This window comes from Robertmurraya massiliosenegalensis JC6 (assembly GCF_000311725.1).
GTDB classification, from domain to species: Bacteria; Bacillota; Bacilli; order Bacillales; family Cytobacillaceae; genus Robertmurraya; species Robertmurraya massiliosenegalensis.
Window position 1 is genome coordinate 1,086,146 of record NZ_HE978511.1, and the last position, 24,761, is coordinate 1,110,906.

A 24,761-nucleotide genomic window follows, 5' to 3' on the forward strand; every position below is an offset into this window, starting at 1 on the left:
GCTTTTACCTCCTCCTGTCGTTGGCAACAATTGCACCATCACGAACAGTGATCGTACGATTCGTATACTCGGCAACTTCTTGTTCATGTGTTACTAATACAACGGTGGTACCTTCCTCATTTAGCTTAACAAATTGTTCCATGATCGACACACTTGTCTTCGTATCAAGCGCTCCCGTTGGCTCGTCTGCTAAAATGATTTGCGGTTGATTAACGATCGCTCTTGCAATTGCAACACGTTGTTTTTGTCCACCTGATAAAGCGTTAGGCAAATGCTCCATCCTGTCGCTAAGACCGACTTTCCGGAGGGCCTCTGCTGCTCGTTCAAGCCTCTCTTTTTTCCCAATTCCACTATAGATCATGGGCAATTCTACATTGCGGAGAGCCGTTAACCTTGGCAATAATTGAAATTGTTGAAACACAAAACCGATCGATTGATTTCGAACCCGTGCCAAAGCGGTATCCTCATAATCGGAGATATTTTCACCGTTTAGCAAATACTGTCCACTTGTTTGCTTATCCAGACAACCAATGATATTCATTAAAGTCGACTTTCCGGATCCTGATGGCCCCATAATTGCTGTGAATTCGCCTTCCTCAATCGTTAGTCGGATCGATTTCAATACATCCATTTGTTCCTTCCCGACTGTATACGATTTTGTCACATCCCTTAACTCAATCATTCGAGCGTCACTTCCATCCCATCACTCACTTTATCTGACGGGTTCAATACAATCGTATCTTCAGCTTTAAGACCTTCTACGACTTCCATTCGTTCACCAGATGTAAGGCCAATTTCAATCTCTTGTTTATGGGCAATGCCATCATTTACTAGATAAACAAATGATTTATCATCCTCATAGACAACCGCTTCAGAGAAAATAACCAATCCTTCTTTTTCTTCGGTTTCAATTTCCATAATCAGTTGGAAGCCTGGTTTAAGTTGTATTCCATCGTTGATCTGAACGATAATCGGAAACTGTACTGCTTGATTCTCCATCGGGTTTGCCAACCCCGTATTCTGTGGAACACTTGCCACATCTATGATTTCCCCCTGCCATTCTTCATTTGGGAGAACATCTGATTTTATCGTAACCTTTTGTCCATTGCTCACCTTTAACACATCATACTCTGATAAAGAACCAGTGGCGATCATACTATGTAAGCTACCAACTTGGACAAGCGGCTCCTGCACTTCTGTTACAAGTTCTGTTGCATTCTCATTTACCGCTAAAACTGTACCCTCTACCAAACTTATAAGTTCAAAATCTTTTACTCTTTCTTCAAGTGCTTCTTTTTGTAAAAGAGTTTGCTTCAAATCCAAATTCGCTAGCCTTAATTCCATTTCATTTTGGTCATATTCGGCAGCCAATTGCTTTTCTGCTTCTTTTTTACCGATTTGTTCAGAAAGATCTTTTTTCCTACTATCAAGATGCTCCTTTTGCTTTTGTAGTTGATTGATCCGCAAATATCCAGATTCAACAGATATTTTATTCTGTTCGATTTCGAGAACCAGTTGAGAATCATCAAATCTGACTAGAACATCGCCTTTTTTAACCTGTTGTCCAACTTCTACGAGAATTTCTTCGACCTTGCCAAGTTCTGGAGAAGGAAATACATTTTGTTCCTCCTGAAGCTCTAAAGTCCCTGGCACCATTAAGGTGGAAGAAATTTTTTCTTGTTTCACTTCCATTACCTCGACGGCAAGTGGCTTAGCAAAAGCAGTTCGATAAGCACTTACCCCTATCATTATGATGATTAAAGCGGCAACACCTATGCCAATCCAGATTTTCTTTTTCATTACAGTCCCGTTATCCCTTCAAGCGCCACTCCAAGTAGAGCAAAGCCCAACGAAATAGCAAAGAAGATAATGGCGATGATCCATGAAGCCGTTTTTGATAATTGACCCACTTTATACAATCCAATAGCAGTTAAAATTAATTGCCAGATTGAAAATACTTCGAATGATGCAAGTATAGGAGAATCACTATTAAATAAACTTCCTAGACTTGTCACATAAATGCTTGGATCTCCATTAATGCTTATTTGAATAAGTGTATTCAAAAGCATTCCTACAGCTCCAATTAACGCAATATACGTATTCATAGAGAAGAGCTGTTTAAATGTCACATTTTTACCGGCGATTTTAACAATGATTAAATGAATAACAGCAGAGATAAGGATCCCTAATAAGGCGACTATAAATACGGATACAACGGTTAGCGCTTTTGTAAAACCTAAGATTTGTTCTGCATCTTCAAGTGAAATACCTGGAACAACAAGATCTTGGGCTGTGAGGTTTGTGGCCAAAATTGCTGAACCAATGATGTAAAGAAGCGTAATAATGCCTAAAGCTCCCCAAATACGTGGATTTTCACGTATTTTCCCAAGCTGTTCACCCGGGCTCCAAAACATCCCAACTAGAGAAGGCTTTCCACCTTTACTTGAACTAATCTCTTTTTCCATAATCAAACACCCCTATAAAAATTATTTGTTCTTAACAACTTTTACGAGGTGTTTTGGAAAAAGTTTCATATATTTATTAATTTAAATCGCTAGGATAGACGACTCCCATTTGCTTTCTTGCTTCATCGAGAATTTCCATCACCAGTTGTGATGTCTCAAACGAATTAATGCTTGATTGATATTTTCCGCTATTTAAAAGCTCAATAAATTCCTTCGTTTCATAGTACATCGGATGATTGGATTGTTCGACAGCAATATCTTCTATACGCCCATCACGATAGCGTATTTTTACATCCTCTGGTGGATTAAGCTTATCTAAAACAATGCTTCCTTCTTCTCCTTGTACTTCGGAAGGCAAATAGGAATTCGTTATTTTAGAAAAAAGAATGACAACATCCTTATCATCGTATTGTAAAATTAAGCTTCCTTCTGCATCCACACCCGTCTCGAGTATGAGGCCACTTGCCTTTACTTCATTCGGCTTTCCAAATAAATAAACAGCTGGGTAGAGACAATAAACTCCAATATCCACAAGAGAACCGTTTGAAAACTCTGGCTTAAATGCATTAAGGATTGTGCCTTCTTTATAGGCGTCATAGCGAGAAGAATACTGGCAATAGCTTGCAACATATCGTCTGACTGGCCCTATTTTTTGCAAATTCTTTTTCACCTCTTGAAAATTCGGCAAGAAAGTCGTTTTTAATGCTTCCATTAACAGCACATTTTGTTTTTTCGCAGTTGCGATCATTTGTTCAAGTTCCCTAGTATTGGATGCCATTGGTTTTTCACAAAGAACATGCTTTTTGTGTTCCATCAAGTGGATCGCTTGCTCAGCATGGAAAGAATTTGGGCTTGCAATATAGACGGCATCTAGCTCCTCACTCTTTGCCATTTCTTCAAGATTGGTAAAGATAAGGTCAACGCCATATTTCCCGGCAAACTCCCTCGCTCTTTCTGCTGTCCTTGAATATACTGCCACAAGCTTAAATTCTGGATGTTGACTTGCTGCACTTATAAATGAATCTGTAATCCAATTCGTACCTATTACTCCAAAACGGATCATAAAAAAATCCTCCTTTTTTTCTCTATGTATGCCCATTTATTGTAACTGAAAAGAAGAATATGAGAAAATAATAGTATTCGGGTTCTATTTAGGAGGAGAGAAATCGTGGTTAAAGATCTACAAAGCACAGTTGCATTACATAATGGAGTACATATGCCTTGGTTTGGATTAGGTGTTTATAAGGTGACAGATCAATCTGAAATTGTCGAGGTCGTATCTGCTGCTTTAAAACACGGATATCGACATATCGACACCGCTTCTTTCTATCAAAATGAAGAAGGAGTTGGAAAAGGAATCCGGGACTCAGGGATTTCACGTGAAGATATTTTCGTAACCTCAAAGGTTTGGAATGATGAGCAAGGCTATGAAGAAACATTAGAAGCTTTTGACAATAGTTTAAAAAGACTTGGTATGGACTATTTAGATCTCTATCTCATCCATTGGCCAGTCGCAAGAAAATTTAAAGAGACATGGAAAGCTCTCGAGAAGCTCTATAGAGAAGGTCGTGTAAGAGCGATTGGAGTCAGTAATTTCCACGTGCATCATCTGCAAGATTTAATGAAGGACGCAGAGATTAAACCGATGGTTAATCAGATCGAATATCATCCGCATTTAACACAGGAAGAAGTGCATGCTTTTTGTAAAAAAGAAGGGATTCTATTAGAAGCTTGGTCGCCTCTTAAACGTGGAATCTTATTAGATGAGCCTGTACTGATTGAAATTGGGCAAAAATACAGCAAAACACCTGCACAAATTATTTTACGATGGGATCTGCAAACAGAGGTGATCACGATTCCGAAATCATCCAATGTAGAACGTCTAAAAGAAAACGCCGATATTTTTGATTTTGAGCTAACTTCTGAGGAAATGAAGCAAATTAGTTCATTAAACAAAAATGATCGAGTGGGCAAGAATCCAAATGATTTAGATCAAAAATAAACCTTAGCGAGATTGCTAAGGTTTTCTTTCTACTAGACTGTTTTCATACGGATTGTGGAATAATCCTAATGCCTAATATTTATGTGAGATAATTCCATGGATAAAATGAAATTCTCTTTTCTATTGCTGCCAGTACAAATAAAGATTTTCTTTTTAGATTATAGAATCTTTATTATTTCTTAACCGTCAATAATTTACGTCCACAGGCACAAATACTTGAATGCTTTAGCTGAACCATTTCTTGGTGACAAGTATCACAAATTTTTTTGACCACAATGTTCAACTCCTTTGAACTAAAATTTTCCATGTGCTAAATTAGATTGATTTTATATCTTAATTAGAATTATACCAATCTAGAAATTAAAGTCAATATTTATTTAAAATAATTACAAATAAGAGAGTAACCCATTCATCGGTTACTCTCTTATTAATGTTAAAAAATGAGATAGAATTCTAGCAGTTAATCCCCAAATGACTTTATCTTCAAAATAATAAAAGTGCTCCTCCATCCCCCGAATTTGCCACTTATATTTTTCTCCACCTACGATTTTCTCGTAAGGAAAGGATTCCTCAGGTACAGGCTTAAAATGAATGTGATAAATATCAGGTTCAACCTTTTGTAGAAAAGATAGTGGGACAGTGAATATTTCTGCAACTTCTGCTTTATTAATAGAGAATGGAGTAGCATCTTTAAGGAAGCCAACAAACGGATAAATCGTGCTACCAAAAGGATTGACCACAAAGTCTAGAGGAAAGACTTTTTCAATACTGGTCTCTTCAATTCCTAATTCTTCTGAGGTTTCTCGAATCGCTGTATGTCTTTCTGAGGGATCACTCGGGTCCACTCTTCCGCCTGGAAAACAGATTTCTCCAGGTTGTCTTCTCATCTCATAAGAGCGGACTTCAAATAAAACATGGAGCTCATTATTTTTTTCAATGATGGGGAGTAAAACGGCATAATTTGAATATTTGTCTCTTCCTAAAATCCCAGGCTTACGGTCTTGGAAAATATCATTAAGTTTATGTTTATCCATATATCCCCCTTTGCATCTTTTACGATATTATCTCTATTATAGCCTCTACGACTAACAATCATAAAGCCTGATTTACTTTAAAATTAAGAAAAAAGCTCCTACAATATGTAGGAAGCTTCCAGTTTGACTAATTCTTTGATCCAAAATCTCTCACCCTTAAGCGGAGTTTTTCCTGTTATCTCTTCAAAGGAGTCCCTTTTTAGGAAAATAACGGAAGATTTTCCGCTTATGGAAGGCAAAATCGTTAATTTTGGTATTTATCGAGGGAATAGCAGGAATTTTTCCTGTTATTTCGGCATTTTTTCATGATGGTTGCTCATTAAGCGGAATTTTTCCTGTTATTTTTTCATACCGTTATTCCTATTATTTATACGAACACTTTTCCACAAGTCGAGGGAATGTATAAATTAATCATCGGTTATATTGGTTCCGTAAAAAATCTCATCCATTTCTATCACGAGCTTTTCTGTGATTTGTTCCTCTTCTTCGACTGATAAGTCTGCCTTCGATTGATGAAACAGATAGTTCGCCAAATCAAATTCCTTTAGCTTACATTTTGTATGAAAGATATTATCTTGATAAACATTCACATCAATCATATGATAGAGTTTCTTCACTTCATCGGGAATGTAATTTTGAATTGAATTGATTTCATGGTCGATAAAAAGCTTATGCCCGGTAATATCTCTTGTGAAACCTCTTACTCGATAATCCATCGTCATCACATCTGTTTCAAAAGAATGAATGAGATAATTCAACGCCTTTAACGGAGAAATCTCCCCACAGGTGGACACATCGATATCAGCGCGGAATGTGCTAATCCCCTCATCCGGATGTGACTCAGGATAAGTATGAACGGTAATATGGCTTTTATCCATTTGTGCTACTACAGAGCCAGGAATCGGACCTGGAGATTCTTCGAACGCTTCCGTTTCAGCTTCATCAACAGGACCTTCTGAAACAAGGATCGTCACGCTCGCTCCTTGAGGAATATAATCCTGTTTCGCTACGTTTAGAATATGGGCCCCAATGATTTCAGCCACATTTGATAAGATGTTTGTCAGGCGCTCCGCATTATACACCTCGTCGATATATTCAAGATAGGCCTCTCTTTCCTCTCTCGTTTTCGTGTAACAAATATCATACATATTAAAACTCAATGATTTCGTTAAATTATTAAATCCATGTAGCTGCACAATTTGCTTCGGTGTTAGGTTCATGGCCAAATCCCCTTTACGTTTATGAAAAAGTTCCATGTTCTTATATTTTTTTGAAATGACAATATTATGCGTAAAAAAATAGGAAGGAAATCATTTCAATCATGATAATTTAACCAATAACAGCGCAAAATATAACGAAAATAAATGAAAGGATGAGATTGATGACCAATCGGAACGATAACCGCGAACGAAAAAATAAATATCCAAACAAGAAAAATGAGACAGAATTCTCCAAGGACATTACTATTCGTAGTGAAAAGACGAAGAAGGATTTAAAAGAATAACATTTCCTTAGGACCCTATTCTAAAGGGTCTTTTTGATTTTCCCATGCCTTAAGAAGGAAATCAATTGCCACGTATGGAATGTATACCATTAATACGAGAAACAGGGGGAAAAGCATTGAAATACGATGTGATTGTTGTTGGGGCTGGGTTGGCAGGTTTAGTTGCTACATCTGAATTAGCTGAAGCAGGAAAAAAAGTTCTCCTCCTAGATCAAGAACCAGAAAGCTCACTAGGAGGACAAGCTTGGTGGTCCTTCGGAGGACTATTCTTAGTGGATTCGCCTGAGCAAAGGAGAATGGGAATTAAGGATTCTAAGGAGTTAGCGTGGCAAGATTGGCTCGGCACTGCTGGTTTTGATCGAGAAGATGATGAAGACTATTGGGGGAAAAAATGGGCTGAAGCTTATGTTGATTTCGCTGCAGGTGAAAAAAGAGAATGGCTGCATCAAATGGGCGTTCGTTTTTTTCCAGTTGTCGGTTGGGCCGAACGTGGTGGATATTTAGCCGACGGACATGGTAACTCAGTTCCTCGCTTTCATATTGTCTGGGGTACTGGTCCTGGAATTGTTAAGCCTTTTGAAGAAAGAGTAAGAAGAGGAATTGCTAATGGACTTATTGATTATCGACCACGACACCGAGTAAATGATCTGATAACAGAGAATGGAGCTGTAATCGGAGTAAAAGGTGATGTTCTTACGCCGAGCGATGCAGCACGTGGAGAAGAAAGCTCCCGAGAAGTGGTGGGAGATTTCGAATTTCATGGTAAAGCTGTATTAGTTTCAAGCGGTGGAATTGGCGGCAACTTCGAGCTCATTCGGAAAAATTGGCCTTCTCGTTTAGGAGAAGCTCCGAAAAACATGATTTCCGGAGTCCCAGCCCATGTTGACGGACGAATGCTTGCCATTACCGAACAAGTTGGTGGAAGAATTGTCAATCACGACCGGATGTGGCATTACACAGAAGGAATAAAGAATTGGAATCCTGTCTGGCCAAATCATGGAATTCGTATTCTTCCAGGTCCTTCATCAATTTGGTTAGATGCAAAAGGAAATCGCTTCCCTACACCTATTTTTCCAGGATTCGATACATTAGGCACGCTCGAAGCAATACAACAGTCTGGCTATGATTATTCTTGGTTCATTTTAACCGAAAAAATTATTGAAAAAGAGTTTGCCCTTTCTGGTTCAGAACAAAATCCGGATTTGACTGGAAAAAGTATTAAGAAAGTGTTATCGCGCATTCTTCCAGGACCGACATCACCTGTTAAAGCCTTCATGGACAAAGGGGAAGATTTCGTCATCGCCCACTCGCTACCTGAATTAGTAGAAGGAATGAATAAAATTACAGGAGAGAATTTACTTGATCTCTCATATATCGAAAGACAGCTCGTAGCACGAGACCGGGAAATGGATAATACCTTTACCAAAGATTTACAAATTACCGCTATGCGAGGAGCGCGTAATTATATTGGAGATAAGCTCATCCGCGTGGCAAAGCCCCATAAACTTTTAGACCCGAAAAATGGTCCGCTAATTGCAGTTCGCTTAAATATTGTCAGTCGGAAAACACTCGGTGGCTTGCAAACCGACCTCTCTGGACGAGTGTTAGCTGAAGATGGAAACCCTGTTTCAGGTCTCTATGCAGCCGGAGAAGTCTCTGGATTTGGCGGCGGTGGCATCCATGGCTATCGCTCGCTAGAAGGTACGTTTGTGGGTGGCTGTCTTTTTACAGGGAGACAAGCTGGACGTGCGCTTTTGAAGGAATTAGATTAATTAAACACAAAATCCCTCTCACTTCATGTGAGAGGGATTTATTCTGACTATTCTTTTTTGCAGAGAACCATCCACTCATCAATTTGATGGGATTGGACTTTACCATCGGCTATTTCGATGGAGAAGTACTCTTTAATCTCCTCAGATGCATTTAACAATAGTTTTTCTACCTCATCCCTTTGCTCCTGGCTTTTAGTAGTCACCTTAACCCATTCTGGAAATATAAATTTCTTTTTTCTTTCTCGGGATTGAACTTCTTCTAGAGCATTGCTTTGTAAAAGTTTTTGCCACTCTGACATAGATAGACAACGGACATGACTAACATCTCTTGATTTCTCTACTTCATTCATAAATGCACCCTTTTTCGTATCCTCTGGGGCAATATTATCTATTAGAATAAACTTTCCGTCTGGCTTAAGCATTCTACTTACCTCACGGATAAAATCATCTGGATTCGGAAAATGATGTGGGGCAATCCGACACGTCACTATATCAAATGATTCATCCATAAAAGGAAGTGACTCCGCATCTGCCAGTACATAGAATATATTTGGATATTGTGTTCTTAGATGATTCGCTGTATTTTCCAACATTTCTTTTGTTAGATCCGTTGGGTCCAGGTGGTGCGATTATGCGTTCTGCGATTTCAATCCACGCACCTATGTAAGGTGCGACGACAAGGATTATGCGGAAACTGTTAGTGCTAAAAGCATTTCAATCCACGCACCTATGTAAGGTGCGACGTGAAAATCTTGTTTTGAATTTAATGGCTGATAATTTCAATCCACGCACCTATGTAAGGTGCGACGATAGATGAGTCTCCTTTCAAAAGGGAATACATCAATTTCAATCCACGCACCTATGTAAGGTGCGACACTATATACGCATTGAACATGCTCCACTTTGCGATTTCAATCCACGCACCTATGTAAGGTGCGACCCGTGACCGTATTGGATTTAGCAAAGTACAAACGATTTCAATCCACGCACCTATGTAAGGTGCGACATCTATTCGCTCAACAAGTATTCGGGAACGGTACTGATTTCAATCCACGCACCTATGTAAGGTGCGACGGTCCAGAAGGGCAATTACGAGCATTTGACAGAATTTCAATCCACGCACCTATGTAAGGTGCGACACGATGATCGCTAATGTACGCCGGGTCCACGACAATATTTCAATCCACGCACCTATGTAAGGTGCGACGCGAAAATGTGGCGCGTGCTTCATAAAATATACATTTCAATCCACTCACCTATGTAAGGTGCGACCTGCCGACCGTATACACTTCGAATCTAGCAATCATTTCAATCCACGCACCTATGTAAGGTGCGACCGCTTTTATCGTAGACGGATGTAACAACAAGTCCATTTCAATCCACGCACCTATGTAAGGTGCGACGTAGACGAACATAATACCCTTTTGGAATTAAAAGAATTTCAATCCACGCACCTATGTAAGGTGCGACCCTAATGGGTTATTCCATGTATTATCGAAAGCAATAATTTCAATCCACGCACCTATGTAAGGTGCGACAGATAGCAATTCCACAAAATAGCTTTCTGTGAATTTAATTTCAATCCACGCACCTATGTAAGGTGCGACTCGTAGACCGAGAGCTGACCGAAATGGAATATAGCATTTCAATCCACGCACCTATGTAAGGTGCGACCGGAAGTAATAACATTCGCGAAGGAAAGCGCGTATTTCAATCCACGCACCTATGTAAGGTGCGACTCGCAATCAGTTGCGAGTCGAGCGGATGGATGGCATTTCAATCCACGCACCTATGTAAGGTGCGACTTAAAACTACTTAAAGGTGATCCGATTGAAGTTACTATTTCAATCCACGCACCTATGTAAGGTGCGACTCAAGATGGCCTTAGATAAGAAAGTAAGTGGTGGTATTTCAATCCACGCACCTATGTAAGGTGCGACACGGGTTTAAGTTTTGGAGTAAGGACCAGGAGCCTAATTTCAATCCACGCACCTATGTAAGGTGCGACGATGATACAATCATCGATGAATTTGCTGGAATTGGTATTTCAATCCACGCACCTATGTAAGGTGCGACAGTATTCGCTATCTGATATTGTTGCAGTTGAAAATTTCAATCCACGCACCTATGTAAGGTGCGACGTTGCATCCTCAAAGTACATAGTACTCATCTTTAATTTCAATCCACGCACCTATGTAAGGTGCGACCCAACTCGGTATACACATCAATATCAAACCTTCCAAATTTCAATCCACGCACCTATGTAAGGTGCGACATCCTCAATACATTTTGTTAAATAGTTTTGAAGTATTTCAATCCACGCACCTATGTAAGGTGCGACATTATTGGGGGCTATTATCTCGCAAGGGAGCAGATGATTTCAATCCACGCACCTATGTAAGGTGCGACAGCATAGCCCCATCTTCTTGCGAATCTAACCACGACCATTTCAATCCACGCACCTATGTAAGGTGCGACGATAAAAAGTTTGATTTTGATTTTGCGGATTTAATTTCAATCCACGCACCTATGTAAGGTGCGACATAGGAGTGTCTCAAGTGATTTCGTATACAGCTAAATTTCAATCCACGCACCTATGTAAGGTGCGACGCATTTTGGCTGTCGGTTTTGCCAGACGTCCTAAAATTTCAATCCACGCACCTATGTAAGGTGCGACCTTGTGGTGGCACTAATCAAAAAGACCTTTGCATTTCAATCCACGCACCTATGTAAGGTGCGACGTGCTTGAGGATGGAACACTCAGAGCCATCGAGAGCATTTCAATCCACGCACCTATGTAAGGTGCGACGTGCTTGAGGATGGAACACTCAGAGCCATCGAGAGCATTTCAATCCACGCACCTATGTAAGGTGCGACGATTTATCCATTAATCCTGATGATTATTTTACTATTTCAATCCACGCACCTATGTAAGGTGCGACAAGCTGCAAGAGCTTCAGGTGCTTGCGTGGTCTGATTTCAATCCACGCACCTATGTAAGGTGCGACTTTGGGAACCCTGATAAGATTGAATCCAGTATTGATATTTCAATCCACGCACCTATGTAAGGTGCGACCCTTAATAGGTTTAACCGTACCTATGAACGTAATTTATTTCAATCCACGCACCTATGTAAGGTGCGACACTTCATACACTTGTTTCCTCTCATCCTTATAATCATTTCAATCCACGCACCTATGTAAGGTGCGACCGAATACTTCTTGTAATCCCCTCTCACTCGGTAAATTTCAATCCACGCACCTATGTAAGGTGCGACGTTTACATCACTCACATTCTCCTTATTACATTAGACATTTCAATCCACGCACCTATGTAAGGTGCGACATTAATGGATAATAGTATACATAGTTTTGATGTATTTCAATCCACGCACCTATGTAAGGTGCGACAGAAAAGGAAGGAGGGAACGAGGGTGAGTAAACTATTTCAATCCACGCACCTATGTAAGGTGCGACATCGTAAACCGTGAATTTTGCATGAGGATTGAGGACATTTCAATCCACGCACCTATGTAAGGTGCGACAGATTGACTCTGAAATACCCATCTTTATCTTCTTATTTCAATCCACGCACCTATGTAAGGTGCGACAAAACATGCCTTCTGTAAACGAGGTGGAAAGTAGATATTTCAATCCACGCACCTATGTAAGGTGCGACCAAAAGTTCTTGTCGCTCTACCCTACTCGTGGTAATTTCAATCCACGCACCTATGTAAGGTGCGACGAGGTTCTTTCATTATTACAAAAATCGATTGTAATTTCAATCCACGCACCTATGTAAGGTGCGACGTTGATCGAAGCTAATTATAAGCTCGGTGTTATTATTTCAATCCACGCACCTATGTAAGGTGCGACCTCTTTTTTCTTTTTCAAACGAACTGCTGTAAGAATTTCAATCCACGCACCTATGTAAGGTGCGACGGTTATGCTCAAGGATTATTCGATACCATCATGGAAATTTCAATCCACGCACCTATGTAAGGTGCGACGTTGCTCGTGTTACATACACTGCATACGAAAACGATTTCAATCCACGCACCTATGTAAGGTGCGACGATAACGGACCATATAACACTAAATAATTTTCCATTTCAATCCACGCACCTATGTAAGGTGCGACAACGATACAGAAGATTATATTCAGTATCGAGTTGATTTCAATCCACGCACCTATGTAAGGTGCGACTTGTGACAGTCATTACATAACAACAATCCATTTATTTCAATCCACGCACCTATGTAAGGTGCGACAGACAACTTAGTACCGATTTGGAAAGTGCAGTTTATTTCAATCCACGCACCTATGTAAGGTGCGACGTTATATGGCGTTTTACATACGGATACCGCAGAAAAATTTCAATCCACGCACCTATGTAAGGTGCGACCGGTCATAAATACGGTTTGTTAACTGTATTAGAGATTTCAATCCACGCACCTATGTAAGGTGCGACCAAAAGACATGGAGAAATGTAAGAGATGCATTTGGAATTTCAATCCACGCACCTATGTAAGGTGCGACAAGTAAACACAAGGTAGGATTTGTTGAATAGAAATTTCAATCCACGCACCTATGTAAGGTGCGACAAGCAGCCATCAAGAGTATTAGTTATAGGCAATATCATTTCAATCCACGCACCTATGTAAGGTGCGACGTTCTTAACTTCAGCTTCAGCTAATAAGTCCTTAAGTATTTCAATCCACGCACCTATGTAAGGTGCGACTCGGAGTATCTGCCGGACCTCTTTTTATTTTGCTATTTCAATCCACGCACCTATGTAAGGTGCGACTCCGTAGAAGATTGAAAGGGTGAGAGTATGTTTATTTCAATCCACGCACCTATGTAAGGTGCGACTCTTCGTTTCTGCTGTTCCAGTAAGAGATTCGCTAATTTCAATCCACGCACCTATGTAAGGTGCGACTCCGTAAGACCGTCTCTAGCCCATCCTTCAATCAAATTTCAATCCACGCACCTATGTAAGGTGCGACACTGCATTCTTCCGTTTATCTGCTTCATCTAACTCTGATTTCAATCCACGCACCTATGTAAGGTGCGACCAGCTGATCACTCGAAGTCAGTTGGCCCGAATAAATATTTCAATCCACGCACCTATGTAAGGTGCGACTTAAAGGAATTACCTGAACTTGGGTACAAAGTATTTCAATCCACGCACCTATGTAAGGTGCGACTATAAAGACCTATTAGATGCAGGTGCCATAACAATTTCAATCCACGCACCTATGTAAGGTGCGACTTTGTTTAAAGCATTAAATATAGAATCTGACGCAAAATTTCAATCCACGCACCTATGTAAGGTGCGACGCGGTGGCGGATGTTAGTGGGTCTAAGTCTAGATTGATTTCAATCCACGCACCTATGTAAGGTGCGACGGTACTAAGGGGACATCATCAGTAGAAACAATAATAATTTCAATCCACGCACCTATGTAAGGTGCGACACTAGTGGCAATTTATGAGTTTTACATAACTAAAAATTTCAATCCACGCACCTATGTAAGGTGCGACCTATATAATGTACAATTGATATGAGGTGATTATATATTTCAATCCACGCACCTATGTAAGGTGCGACGCTGGATACATGAAGTTGCTTACAAACCAGATTCAATTTCAATCCACGCACCTATGTAAGGTGCGACAAACACCTGCTCAATACATTCCAACGGGATTTAGTATTTCAATCCACGCACCTATGTAAGGTGCGACCGAGTTTGATAAAAACGCTATAAAGGTAATTATTATTTCAATCCACGCACCTATGTAAGGTGCGACAAAGACTTGCAAGAACAATTTTGGAGGAATGCTATTTCAATCCACGCACCTATGTAAGGTGCGACATGTTTGCTGTTAAATTATATGATTTGGGCAAAATTTCAATCCACGCACCTATGTAAGGTGCGACGGTGGTATTGTTGATAAAAGTGTTATTAGACAAATTTCAATCCACGCACCTATGTAAGGTGCGACTACAACTCAGGTAGTCATAAAGGTGGAATGTTTATTTCAATCCACGCACCTATGTAAGGTGCGACACTTTTCATTTTGCTAGTGGTATTGTTGTGCCTATTTCAATCCACGCACCTATGTAAGGTGCGACCTTATTCCCTTTGACGAAATAGACAGACTTAAAGAAATTTCAATCCACGCACCTATGTAAGGTGCGACGGATATTATTCAGAAGTAAACACAAGAGTAAGTATTTCAATCCACGCACCTATGTAAGGTGCGACAAAAATATAGGCTCGTTCACGCTCATTAGTAAGCATTTCAATCCACGCACCTATGTAAGGTGCGACCTCTTTATTTTTGTATTGGGAGGTTGAGTAAATGGGAATTTCAATCCACGCACCTATGTAAGGTGCGACAATAAAGGATAAGAATTTATTTTATCAAAATTTATTTCAATCCACGCACCTATGTAAGGTGCGACTAGCCCCTTCTTAGATTTCTTTTATACGAAAGGAATTTCAATCCACGCACCTATGTAAGGTGCGACTATACTTCTGGCAACACTTCTTGTAAATGAGCTAAATTTCAATCCACGCACCTATGTAAGGTGCGACACGATTTGAGGTTATTCCCGACATTCCAATACCGATTTCAATCCACGCACCTATGTAAGGTGCGACGTTTAACGGATGAACAACTTGATAAATTGTATAAGATTTCAATCCACGCACCTATGTAAGGTGCGACAAGAATGCATTTTAGGTGGTGATTAAGATTGGAATTTCAATCCACGCACCTATGTAAGGTGCGACGTATATAAGATTATCGCTCGTCATACTTACATGGGATTTCAATCCACGCACCTATGTAAGGTGCGACGGTGATATTCGTCAGCCGATGATTATAATATTCCCATTTCAATCCACGCACCTATGTAAGGTGCGACAACGTGAAGCAGACTTCATAAATGTGGTGGTATGGAATTTCAATCCACGCACCTATGTAAGGTGCGACAGCAAGCCGTACCTGAATTAGAGGGTATGAGTGATATTTCAATCCACGCACCTATGTAAGGTGCGACACGGACTGACGATTATACGCAATGGGTCGTAGGTGATTTCAATCCACGCACCTATGTAAGGTGCGACACAAGCTTATATAGTGTTTGACCGCTTGCAGCTAATTTCAATCCACGCACCTATGTAAGGTGCGACATGATTTATTCGTAGCAGCTAGGGATGATTGAAGAATTTCAATCCACGCACCTATGTAAGGTGCGACTAAATGAATTTAATTCTGTAAGGAATCAACTTGCTATTTCAATCCACGCACCTATGTAAGGTGCGACTAGTAGGGGGCAAGAGTTTACTGGGTTTGTTCTATTTCAATCCACGCACCTATGTAAGGTGCGACATTTTTTTGACGTATCAACAGATTATTTATTAGGTATTTCAATCCACGCACCTATGTAAGGTGCGACGGAAAAGAAATAAACTAACATCGAAACAACTCGGTATTTCAATCCACGCACCTATGTAAGGTGCGACAAGGTTTACCAGTTAAAGACTCGCATCCAGGAGATTTCAATCCACGCACCTATGTAAGGTGCGACATGGAGGTCATGGTGACAGAAAGCTTTACTGGAATTTCAATCCACGCACCTATGTAAGGTGCGACGCTGAATTTGCTGTACTGGACGAATTGCACCAATAAAATTTCAATCCACGCACCTATGTAAGGTGCGACAAAGGAAAATCGATAAAAAGTGCTTGGTGGGTCGAATTTCAATCCACGCACCTATGTAAGGTGCGACATGATGCGTGCAGGCTTGTTGTTAAGGCTTCGACATTTCAATCCACGCACCTATGTAAGGTGCGACGCTTTAGCGAAACATGCTGGAGCTTTAGCCGAGATTTCAATCCACGCACCTATGTAAGGTGCGACTAGTAGGGGGCAAGAGTTTACTGGGTTTGTTCTATTTCAATCCACGCACCTATGTAAGGTGCGACATTTTTTTGACGTATCAACAGATTATTTATTAGGTATTTCAATCCACGCACCTATGTAAGGTGCGACGGAAAAGAAATAAACTAACATCGAAACAACTCGGTATTTCAATCCACGCACCTATGTAAGGTGCGACAAGGTTTACCAGTTAAAGACTCGCATCCAGGAGATTTCAATCCACGCACCTATGTAAGGTGCGACGATTGACGCCCTTTATAAAGAGCCGATTATGTGGAATTTCAATCCACGCACCTATGTAAGGTGCGACTATATCAGGTTTACTGGAACATGTTTAATGTGTTTATTTCAATCCACGCACCTATGTAAGGTGCGACAACCTCTGCGCTTTAAGTTTCACTGCGTCTATAATTTCAATCCACGCACCTATGTAAGGTGCGACAATGGACTTTATACTGACCTTGCCCCAACTTTCCTATTTCAATCCACGCACCTATGTAAGGTGCGACCCGCAACCGGAATATGTGCAAAGTCTTGGAAGTGAATTTCAATCCACGCACCTATGTAAGGTGCGACGGTTAGACAAGAGTGGGAAAACAACAGAATGGTATTTCAATCCACGCACCTATGTAAGGTGCGACACGAAAAACTAGAAGAGGAACTTTACCTCACCGAAATTTCAATCCACGCACCTATGTAAGGTGCGACTAGCTTCAAGTAAAATAACCTTTTCTTCCCTCGTATTTCAATCCACGCACCTATGTAAGGTGCGACCTCCGATCTTTGTTGATAATGCAGAGTCTGTAACATTTCAATCCACGCACCTATGTAAGGTGCGACGAACCTACATGCTGGAATGGATGACCTAACTCATATTTCAATCCACGCACCTATGTAAGGTGCGACGTGATCGTAGTTAGCGTAATTGTCCCTAAATTTTTATTTCAATCCACGCACCTATGTAAGGTGCGACACCATGGCACTCTGGACCAAACGGCATACCGTCAATTTCAATCCACGCACCTATGTAAGGTGCGACTCGATTCGAAAAATCGTACGGTGTTTAGTCCACAATTTCAATCCACGCACCTATGTAAGGTGCGACTTCAAGCAAGAATTGATCATTAATGAGTCAGTAATATTTCAATCCACGCACCTATGTAAGGTGCGACTTGTAAGCGTTCCTGAATTCTTTCCACGCTTTCATTTCAATCCACGCACCTATGTAAGGTGCGACGCTCTTTACGATACACATTTGCTAAAAGTTGTTATTTCAATCCACGCACCTATGTAAGGTGCGACGTAATTCCTCAACTCGAATCGACACGATGTTCAGAATTTCAATCCACGCACCTATGTAAGGTGCGACTACATTGGTCCGTAAAAAGAAAGAAATAAAAGAAATTTCAATCCACGCACCTATGTAAGGTGCGACATTTTACAAAGTGAAAATCCTAAATACCCACCGAATTTCAATCCACGCACCTATGTAAGGTGCGACAATAAGACGGTAGCAACGTCAATAAATTAAAGAATTTCAATCCACGCACCTATGTAAGGTGCGACAATCGATGAGGTCTTTTAAATCTCGCTCGTTAAATTTCAATCCACGCACCTATGTAAGGTGCGACATAGCCGTCACAACCTAGACCGTGAGGACGAAAGAATTTCAATCCACGCACCTATGTAAGGTGCGACCATAGCTTCATCGACACCGTTGATTCGTAAGTGGTCATTTCAATCCACGCACCTATGTAAGGTGCGACTGCAAGTTTGGCAGGATAAAGTAACGTGCCTTGCTTATTTCAATCCACGCACCTATGTAAGGTGCGACGCAATTGTTATTCTCATTCTAACTCGGTGGCATATTTCAATCCACGCACCTATGTAAGGTGCGACAAAGAACCAGACCCTGACAATCCAACCCCACAAATTTCAATCCACGCACCTATGTAAGGTGCGACATGTAGTCGCTCGATTGGTTAGAAAAGCAGATGATTTCAATCCACGCACCTATGTAAGGTGCGACGTTAGGCTGTCGGTTACTGGTTCATTGTTTACTAAATTTCAATCCACGCACCTATGTAAGGTGCGACTCGAAATCCCTCCCTGGTCTTAAACGTGTATCTTATTTCAATCCACGCACCTATGTAAGGTGCGACGCGACATTCATTGCTTCTGCTACGTCTTTTGATTATTTCAATCCACGCACCTATGTAAGGTGCGACATCAATAACGAAATACTAATGCTTTTGCGAAAAATTTCAATCCACGCACCTATGTAAGGTGCGACTCTGAGCTAACAAATTAATATCTGTAGAGATAGGAATTTCAATCCACGCACCTATGTAAGGTGCGACGTGCTTTGTCTCGCTGGAATCGAACGATTCAATTATTTCAATCCACGCACCTATGTAAGGTGCGACCTATCTGTGCAAGTTCAGTCTTTAAGGAATCCAATGATTTCAATCCACGCACCTATGTAAGGTGCGACATTCATGATCATTCGAACAAACATAGACATCTAATTTCAATCCACGCACCTATGTAAGGTGCGACGATATTGATCTGCTTTTACAAGTTATTACTCAATTATTTCAATCCACGCACCTATGTAAGGTGCGACTATTTCAAAGTGTTTTGAAGAATTGGATTTAAAAGATTTCAATCCACGCACCTATGTAAGGTGCGACGATATTGATCTGCTTTTACAAGTTATTACTCAATTATTTCAATCCACGCACCTATGTAAGGTGCGACATAATCAACATCTACAATATACTCAGGATTCAAGATTTCAATCCACGCACCTATGTAAGGTGCGACTACTACTGTTACTGAAGTTTTAGCTATATTTACTATTTCAATCCACGCACCTATGTAAGGTGCGACGTTTCCCCTATTTTGGATCGTGTTTCACCTTGCGGTATTTCAATCCACGCACCTATGTAAGGTGCGACTTCATGAACGTACCGAACGTGACAGCTTAAATTTATTTCAATCCACGCACCTATGTAAGGTGCGACATTAGGTATTGTTGCTTTTGTAATGTGGCTAAGCAATTTCAATCCACGCACCTATGTAAGGTGCGACACGTTCAGCAGCTGACTTAATTTATGACCAAATAATTTCAATCCACGCACCTATGTAAGGTGCGACGATAACGAGATAGTTTTACCTGAGGGCACACCAGCAATTTCAATCCACGCACCTATGTAAGGTGCGACATGTTTATCTTTTGGACTATTCTGGTTCAGATAGATTTCAATCCACGCACCTATGTAAGGTGCGACAAAAAGCACCAACTCAAACAAAAAGAGCTAAAGCTTATTTCAATCCACGCACCTATGTAAGGTGCGACATAAGCAACGATATTTAATGTAGTTGGATAGAGATTTCAATCCACGCACCTATGTAAGGTGCGACGATCTTCACTAGATCTATAATGCGGATCTTCGTATTTCAATCCACGCACCTATGTAAGGTGCGACGAGAAATCCCTGTAGCTTCTACAATTTGTTTAATAATTTCAATCCACGCACCTATGTAAGGTGCGACGGATTTCCTCCCTTGCTGTCGAATTAGGACGATTATTTCAATCCACGCACCTATGTAAGGTGCGACTGGAATACGCCGCATATGCCGCTACTAACCCAAATTTCAATCCACGCACCTATGTAAGGTGCGACATCTTACCGACTTTATTTTTCATAACCCGTGAAGGGATTTCAATCCACGCACCTATGTAAGGTGCGACGTTGCTGTTATGGTGCCGAGGTAATGACTTAAGAATTTCAATCCACGCACCTATGTAAGGTGCGACAGTATCCAACCGATACGCATACGAACTTATGAAAATATTTCAATCCACGCACCTATGTAAGGTGCGACGAAAATGATTTTGTCTTACACAACTCCATAGACATTTCAATCCACGCACCTATGTAAGGTGCGACGCGTCAAAAATCGTTTGGTCGTCACCTTCGCCCTGAAATTTCAATCCACGCACCTATGTAAGGTGCGACATCAAAAGTTGAAGAGAATCTAGAACGTATAAAATTTCAATCCACGCACCTATGTAAGGTGCGACTTCAATGACCTCTGCTTGATATGGACATTCCAACAATTTCAATCCACGCACCTATGTAAGGTGCGACGTGCTTCCAGCAAAAAAGGATTAAAGACTTCATGGATTTCAATCCACGCACCTATGTAAGGTGCGACGATTTACACTTTGCACCATTTACGCAAGATACGATTTCAATCCACGCACCTATGTAAGGTGCGACTAGAAGATGCCATTAAAGCACGACAAGCAGGAATTTCAATCCACGCACCTATGTAAGGTGCGACTTTTGAATATCAAGATATGACTTTATCGGTGAAAAAATTTCAATCCACGCACCTATGTAAGGTGCGACGGATTTTCCGGATAATCCCAAGTAGATCCTTACCATTTCAATCCACGCACCTATGTAAGGTGCGACTAGTAAGTTTTCTACCAAATGACATTCCACCGTTATTTCAATCCACGCACCTATGTAAGGTGCGACCTGTAGCTGCAGCGCTAACACCCGTTGTTGTAGCCATTTCAATCCACGCACCTATGTAAGGTGCGACTTGAGCTAGAGTATTTGTAAGGGTCAGGGCAAATATTTCAATCCACGCACCTATGTAAGGTGCGACTGCTTTGTCTCCTTCTTCGATTTGGACCTTTCGATTTCAATCCACGCACCTATGTAAGGTGCGACAATGGTGTCACTTGGTAATCCATTGAGGAGAGATTATTTCAATCCACGCACCTATGTAAGGTGCGACTACTAACACAGACGTATGAGCCAGCAATCCTAATCATTTCAATCCACGCACCTATGTAAGGTGCGACCCTAGTGCTAACTCTTTAGGTTGGTCGATGGAAATTTCAATCCACGCACCTATGTAAGGTGCGACGAGAAGCGGTCCGAGCAAAAGGGGCAGATGCACAAATTTCAATCCACGCACCTATGTAAGGTGCGACAGCGATTTTTTAACAAACTAACACTATATATAGATTTTTATTAAAAAAACCACTATTTCCTTTATTAAATGAAAGGACAATATTTATAATGATTCTAAATAAACAAAAAGTTCTAAACGAAATTAAGTGCGAATCCTCCTAGTATTTCATGTACACTTCACATTCGCACTTATAGAATCATGGTACCCTCTATATCTAGTGATTCCTTAATTCCAATATGTTGAACCTTGGTTTTATAGTTATTCCCTAATCGATAGAATCGAAGGCTATCCGTACTCTCATCAATAATACCCATCAACTCAAATTTCAAAGACTCGAATTGTGTTGAATCCAAAACACATTCAAATACTGAATTTTGAACTCGTTGACCATAGTTTTGACATACCTTTGAAACTTTTCGTAGCCTTCTCTGTCCCCCAACACTAACTGTACTAACATCATACGTTATTAATACAAGCAAATGATCACCTACTTCCAGAAAAATGGCGGATATTCATCCAAATCTTCTCGCAAGTATCGAGCTAATAAAATCGCTTGTGCATGTGGAACTAATCCCCAAGAAATTTTTTCTCCTAAATACGGATGTGTGATTTGTTCCTGTTTTCTTGCCTGCCATTCAGATAAAAATTTCTTTCTTGCTTCATCCGTCATGATCACGGCACCATTTTCCTTCTTTAAAAAATCGTCCTTGTTCATTATCTTTTTATTAACGAGCGACAACACAAATCTATCAGCAAATGCTCCTCGTAATTCTTCCATCATATCCAATGCTAAGGAAGGTCGCCCAGGTCGATCTCTATGTAAGAAGCCAACGTAAGCATCCAAACCTACCCCCTCTATAGCAGCTGCCGTATCATTGGCTAACAAGGAATACGAAAATGATAGCATAGCATTAACATTATCAAGGGGAGGTCTTCTTGAGCGAGAATGGAAAAAGAAATCCTCTTTTTGCTGTAAAATCATTTGATCAAACAATTTATTATAGCCAAGCGCTGCCTGTCCTTCCCAGCCCCTTAGCATTTCCAAGTCTTCACACTTTCTAACCTCTCGAATAATAGCAGATAAATACTGAGATACAGCCTTAAATTTCGTTACATCGACCCTAAGTGGATAATCTCTAGTCATCCTTTCAATTATCCACTTATTATTATAAATCTTGCTCACAATGAAATTCCTTGCTACCTTTGCTGAAAGTACTTCATTATCAGAAATACGGTACTGGATTTTCCTCAATACCACATTGCCTTTACTTTCACCCGTTACTCTTGCTAAAAATCGGCCATTCCTCGTGAAAAATGTTAATGAGATATTCTTATCTGCACAATAGCCCATAAGCGCAGGACTGGCACCAGTATATCCAAAAGTAGTAATTGCTTCTAGATTATGTAAAGGGATTCTAGCTAGTTTTTCATCTTCCTTTTGGATAACAACGTTTTCTCCATTTAAAGATAGATAGACATCAGGCTGCGTAACATAAAGAGTATTCAGTAACTTTTTCATTCATTCACTCTCCCCTCAATATAATTTTTCACGGATCGTTTGCTCATTATGGATGGCATACAAATATTTTGAAGGGAGCACTGATTGCAATATGCACCAGTTTTAACTTTAGGTGTGTGTCTTCTAGTATAGTAATCTAGCATTTCAATAGCTGTATTTCTGACTATATTTTTCTTTTCCTCTGTTATTGGAATCTCTACCCTATGTTTTATCTCATTGTAATACAAATAGCCTACCTCAACTTTACATAGGAGCATTTCCTCTATGCACATCGCTTGAGCAATTAATTGTAAAACATCAGAATCGTTTGACTTTGGTTTTCCACGCTTATACTCAACTGGATAAGCCCTGTATTTACCTTCTAAACCATCAATTTCAACACCATTTACGGAGTCCTTAACAAACTCCACAACATCACATACTCCAGTGATTTTAAGCTCATTTGATCTTATTGGCATGGCTCGAACAATCAATTTATCTCCACGTTTCTCCCTTATAAAAGGCTTGTCTGCTTTTTGGTGAAGATGTTGCCCTTGAACGGTTCGAACATTTTCTGCCCATTGTTGCTCAATATGAATCAAAGCCCACTGTCGCTTGCAAAATTGGAAATGTTGGATTCCGGAAAGCATCAAATATTGTTGTTCATCTTTATAGTCCATCAATGCTCTCTACTTTGAGGCCCTCTAATTCATAAACTTCTAAAGAATAATCTTCAAAGGAGTTTGGTTTATCAACTTTTGATTTAATATCCAGAGAACGGTGTACTTTAGCAGCAGAATATTGTCCTAATTTTGAATTATGTTCCCACCAGAGCACCTTATTCACTTCCATACTCCCATCTGGTCTTGCTGAAGAAGAATCATTTTCAAATAATGTTACTAATGCTTGTTTTATCTTATCTGCATCCTCATATGAAAAACCTGTTTTTTCAGCAAGTTGTGTATTTATACTTCCATAAAAAACATAAACCCCAAAATCAACTCGATGCTTCATTCCCATTGTATCGGATGTTTTTTTATCAGGATCTTTAGTATTCGTTGTGGAATTTACACTTTTCGTAATTTGCATACTTGAAATATCGATTGGTGACAAGCTAACTGCTGTATGAAGAGATACTGGTCCTCTTATACCAATTGAAATCTCTGAACCACTAAAAGCGAAAACTTGTCCAAAACTACGAACATCCATCCACGACTCACAAGCTATCTTTTCATAAAGGAAATTATCTTTTGTCTTACCCTTCGAATACTTAGTCAATTCCTCATTTGCATCAACGCGGTCCTTTATGCTTCTATATCCATCATTACGTCTTTCATCAGATTGCACTAGAATGGACTCTCCCATATCCTGAAGACGATTCCTCAGTTTTCTTTTTAAAGCAACATCAGAAATTTCCCCATAACCGTCATAATTTTGTCTTGGTCGGTTTCCATTTAAAGGGTCACCATTGGGATTGGCATTGCGCACAGTTAAAACAACAGCAAAATCAATTTTGTGATCTAATATAGACATAGT

The 24,761-nt window shown here is 40.2% G+C and carries 14 protein-coding genes and 1 CRISPR repeat array; of the genes, 3 read left to right on the forward strand and 11 right to left on the reverse strand.

Features of this window, described 5'->3' with window-relative positions:
- Window positions 1–4 precede the first annotated feature (4 nt).
- The 4 genes from BMSHG_RS05510 to BMSHG_RS05525 all read right to left on the reverse strand — a co-directional run bounded on the left by BMSHG_RS05510 (window position 5) and on the right by BMSHG_RS05525 (window position 3,528).
- Window positions 5–682, reverse strand: coding sequence for an ABC transporter ATP-binding protein (locus BMSHG_RS05510; RefSeq protein ID WP_019153437.1), 678 nt, complete (start codon window positions 680–682; stop codon window positions 5–7).
- Entirely contained in the window at window positions 679–1,800 is a 1,122-nt protein-coding gene (locus tag BMSHG_RS05515) for an efflux RND transporter periplasmic adaptor subunit (protein WP_019153438.1), read from the reverse strand. The genes BMSHG_RS05510 and BMSHG_RS05515 overlap by 4 nt, the downstream gene beginning before the upstream one ends.
- Window positions 1,800–2,465 carry a YIP1 family protein gene (locus BMSHG_RS05520; RefSeq protein ID WP_019153439.1) on the reverse strand — a complete coding sequence of 222 codons (666 nt, stop codon included), beginning with the start codon at window positions 2,463–2,465 and terminating at the stop codon, window positions 1,800–1,802. Before BMSHG_RS05520 ends, BMSHG_RS05515 begins: the two co-directional genes overlap by 1 nt.
- A 76-nt stretch (window positions 2,466–2,541) precedes the next feature.
- Complete coding sequence (locus tag BMSHG_RS05525) at window positions 2,542–3,528, reverse strand: Gfo/Idh/MocA family protein (protein ID WP_019153440.1); 987 nt, start codon at window positions 3,526–3,528, stop codon at window positions 2,542–2,544.
- 105 nt (window positions 3,529–3,633) lie between these two features.
- Between BMSHG_RS05525 and BMSHG_RS05530 the strand changes: the two genes are divergently transcribed.
- A complete protein-coding gene (locus tag BMSHG_RS05530) occupies window positions 3,634–4,467 on the forward strand; it encodes an aldo/keto reductase (protein ID WP_019153441.1) in 834 nt (277 codons plus the stop codon).
- A 416-nt stretch (window positions 4,468–4,883) separates the two neighbouring features.
- Here the strand turns inward: BMSHG_RS05530 and BMSHG_RS05535 are convergent, their stop codons facing one another.
- Together BMSHG_RS05535 and speD are read right to left on the reverse strand one after the other, a co-directional pair.
- The gene (locus BMSHG_RS05535) at window positions 4,884–5,501 is read right to left on the reverse strand and encodes an NUDIX hydrolase (RefSeq protein ID WP_019153442.1); all 618 of its coding nucleotides are present in this window, start codon (window positions 5,499–5,501) and stop codon (window positions 4,884–4,886) included.
- 407 nt (window positions 5,502–5,908) lie between these two features.
- Window positions 5,909–6,721: an adenosylmethionine decarboxylase gene (gene speD / locus BMSHG_RS05540; protein ID WP_019153443.1), complete on the reverse strand. Its 813-nt coding sequence runs from the start codon at window positions 6,719–6,721 to the stop codon at window positions 5,909–5,911.
- A gap of 161 nt (window positions 6,722–6,882) precedes the next feature.
- On the opposite strand from speD, the gene BMSHG_RS29220 reads away from it, so the two are divergent.
- Together BMSHG_RS29220 and BMSHG_RS05550 are read left to right on the forward strand one after the other, a co-directional pair.
- A complete protein-coding gene (locus BMSHG_RS29220; RefSeq protein WP_019153444.1) occupies window positions 6,883–7,005 on the forward strand; it encodes a hypothetical protein in 123 nt (40 codons plus the stop codon).
- Between the two features lie 116 nt (window positions 7,006–7,121).
- Window positions 7,122–8,777: an FAD-binding dehydrogenase gene (locus BMSHG_RS05550; protein WP_019153445.1), complete on the forward strand. Its 1,656-nt coding sequence runs from the start codon at window positions 7,122–7,124 to the stop codon at window positions 8,775–8,777.
- 47 nt (window positions 8,778–8,824) lie between these two features.
- Here the strand turns inward: BMSHG_RS05550 and BMSHG_RS25755 are convergent, their stop codons facing one another.
- The 5 genes from BMSHG_RS25755 to cas7c form a co-directional block, all read right to left on the reverse strand.
- Window positions 8,825–9,397, reverse strand: coding sequence for a class I SAM-dependent methyltransferase (locus BMSHG_RS25755; protein WP_262362257.1), 573 nt, complete (start codon window positions 9,395–9,397; stop codon window positions 8,825–8,827).
- A 23-nt stretch (window positions 9,398–9,420) separates the two neighbouring features.
- Window positions 9,421–21,746: direct repeats of the CRISPR family, unit length 32 nt; unit sequence ATTTCAATCCACGCACCTATGTAAGGTGCGAC.
- 169 nt (window positions 21,747–21,915) lie between these two features.
- Window positions 21,916–22,206 carry a CRISPR-associated endonuclease Cas2 gene (gene cas2 / locus BMSHG_RS05560; RefSeq protein WP_019153447.1) on the reverse strand — a complete coding sequence of 97 codons (291 nt, stop codon included), beginning with the start codon at window positions 22,204–22,206 and terminating at the stop codon, window positions 21,916–21,918.
- A gap of 8 nt (window positions 22,207–22,214) precedes the next feature.
- The gene (cas1c, locus tag BMSHG_RS05565) at window positions 22,215–23,246 is read right to left on the reverse strand and encodes a type I-C CRISPR-associated endonuclease Cas1c (protein ID WP_019153448.1); all 1,032 of its coding nucleotides are present in this window, start codon (window positions 23,244–23,246) and stop codon (window positions 22,215–22,217) included.
- Window positions 23,243–23,905, reverse strand: a complete 663-nt coding sequence (cas4, locus tag BMSHG_RS05570) for a CRISPR-associated protein Cas4 (RefSeq protein ID WP_019153449.1) — start codon at window positions 23,903–23,905, stop codon at window positions 23,243–23,245. Before cas4 ends, cas1c begins: the two co-directional genes overlap by 4 nt.
- Entirely contained in the window at window positions 23,895–24,758 is an 864-nt protein-coding gene (gene cas7c / locus BMSHG_RS05575) for a type I-C CRISPR-associated protein Cas7/Csd2 (RefSeq protein WP_019153450.1), read from the reverse strand. Before cas7c ends, cas4 begins: the two co-directional genes overlap by 11 nt.
- Between the last annotated feature and the right edge of the window lie 3 nt (window positions 24,759–24,761).

Excerpts from the sequence above, each read along its gene's own strand:
- BMSHG_RS05510 (WP_019153437.1), bottom strand. The coding sequence starts at position 682 with ATGATTGAGTTAAGGGATGTGACAAAATCGTATACAGTCGGGAAGGAA.
- BMSHG_RS05515 (WP_019153438.1), bottom strand. The coding sequence starts at position 1,800 with ATGAAAAAGAAAATCTGGATTGGCATAGGTGTTGCCGCTTTAATCATC.
- BMSHG_RS05520 (WP_019153439.1), bottom strand. The coding sequence starts at position 2,465 with ATGGAAAAAGAGATTAGTTCAAGTAAAGGTGGAAAGCCTTCTCTAGTT.
- BMSHG_RS05525 (WP_019153440.1), bottom strand. The coding sequence starts at position 3,528 with ATGATCCGTTTTGGAGTAATAGGTACGAATTGGATTACAGATTCATTT.
- BMSHG_RS05535 (WP_019153442.1), bottom strand. The coding sequence starts at position 5,501 with ATGGATAAACATAAACTTAATGATATTTTCCAAGACCGTAAGCCTGGG.
- speD (WP_019153443.1), bottom strand. The coding sequence starts at position 6,721 with ATGAACCTAACACCGAAGCAAATTGTGCAGCTACATGGATTTAATAAT.
- BMSHG_RS29220 (WP_019153444.1), top strand. The coding sequence starts at position 6,883 with ATGACCAATCGGAACGATAACCGCGAACGAAAAAATAAATATCCAAAC.
- cas1c (WP_019153448.1), bottom strand. The coding sequence starts at position 23,246 with ATGAAAAAGTTACTGAATACTCTTTATGTTACGCAGCCTGATGTCTAT.
- cas4 (WP_019153449.1), bottom strand. The coding sequence starts at position 23,905 with ATGGACTATAAAGATGAACAACAATATTTGATGCTTTCCGGAATCCAA.
- cas7c (WP_019153450.1), bottom strand. The coding sequence starts at position 24,758 with ATGTCTATATTAGATCACAAAATTGATTTTGCTGTTGTTTTAACTGTG.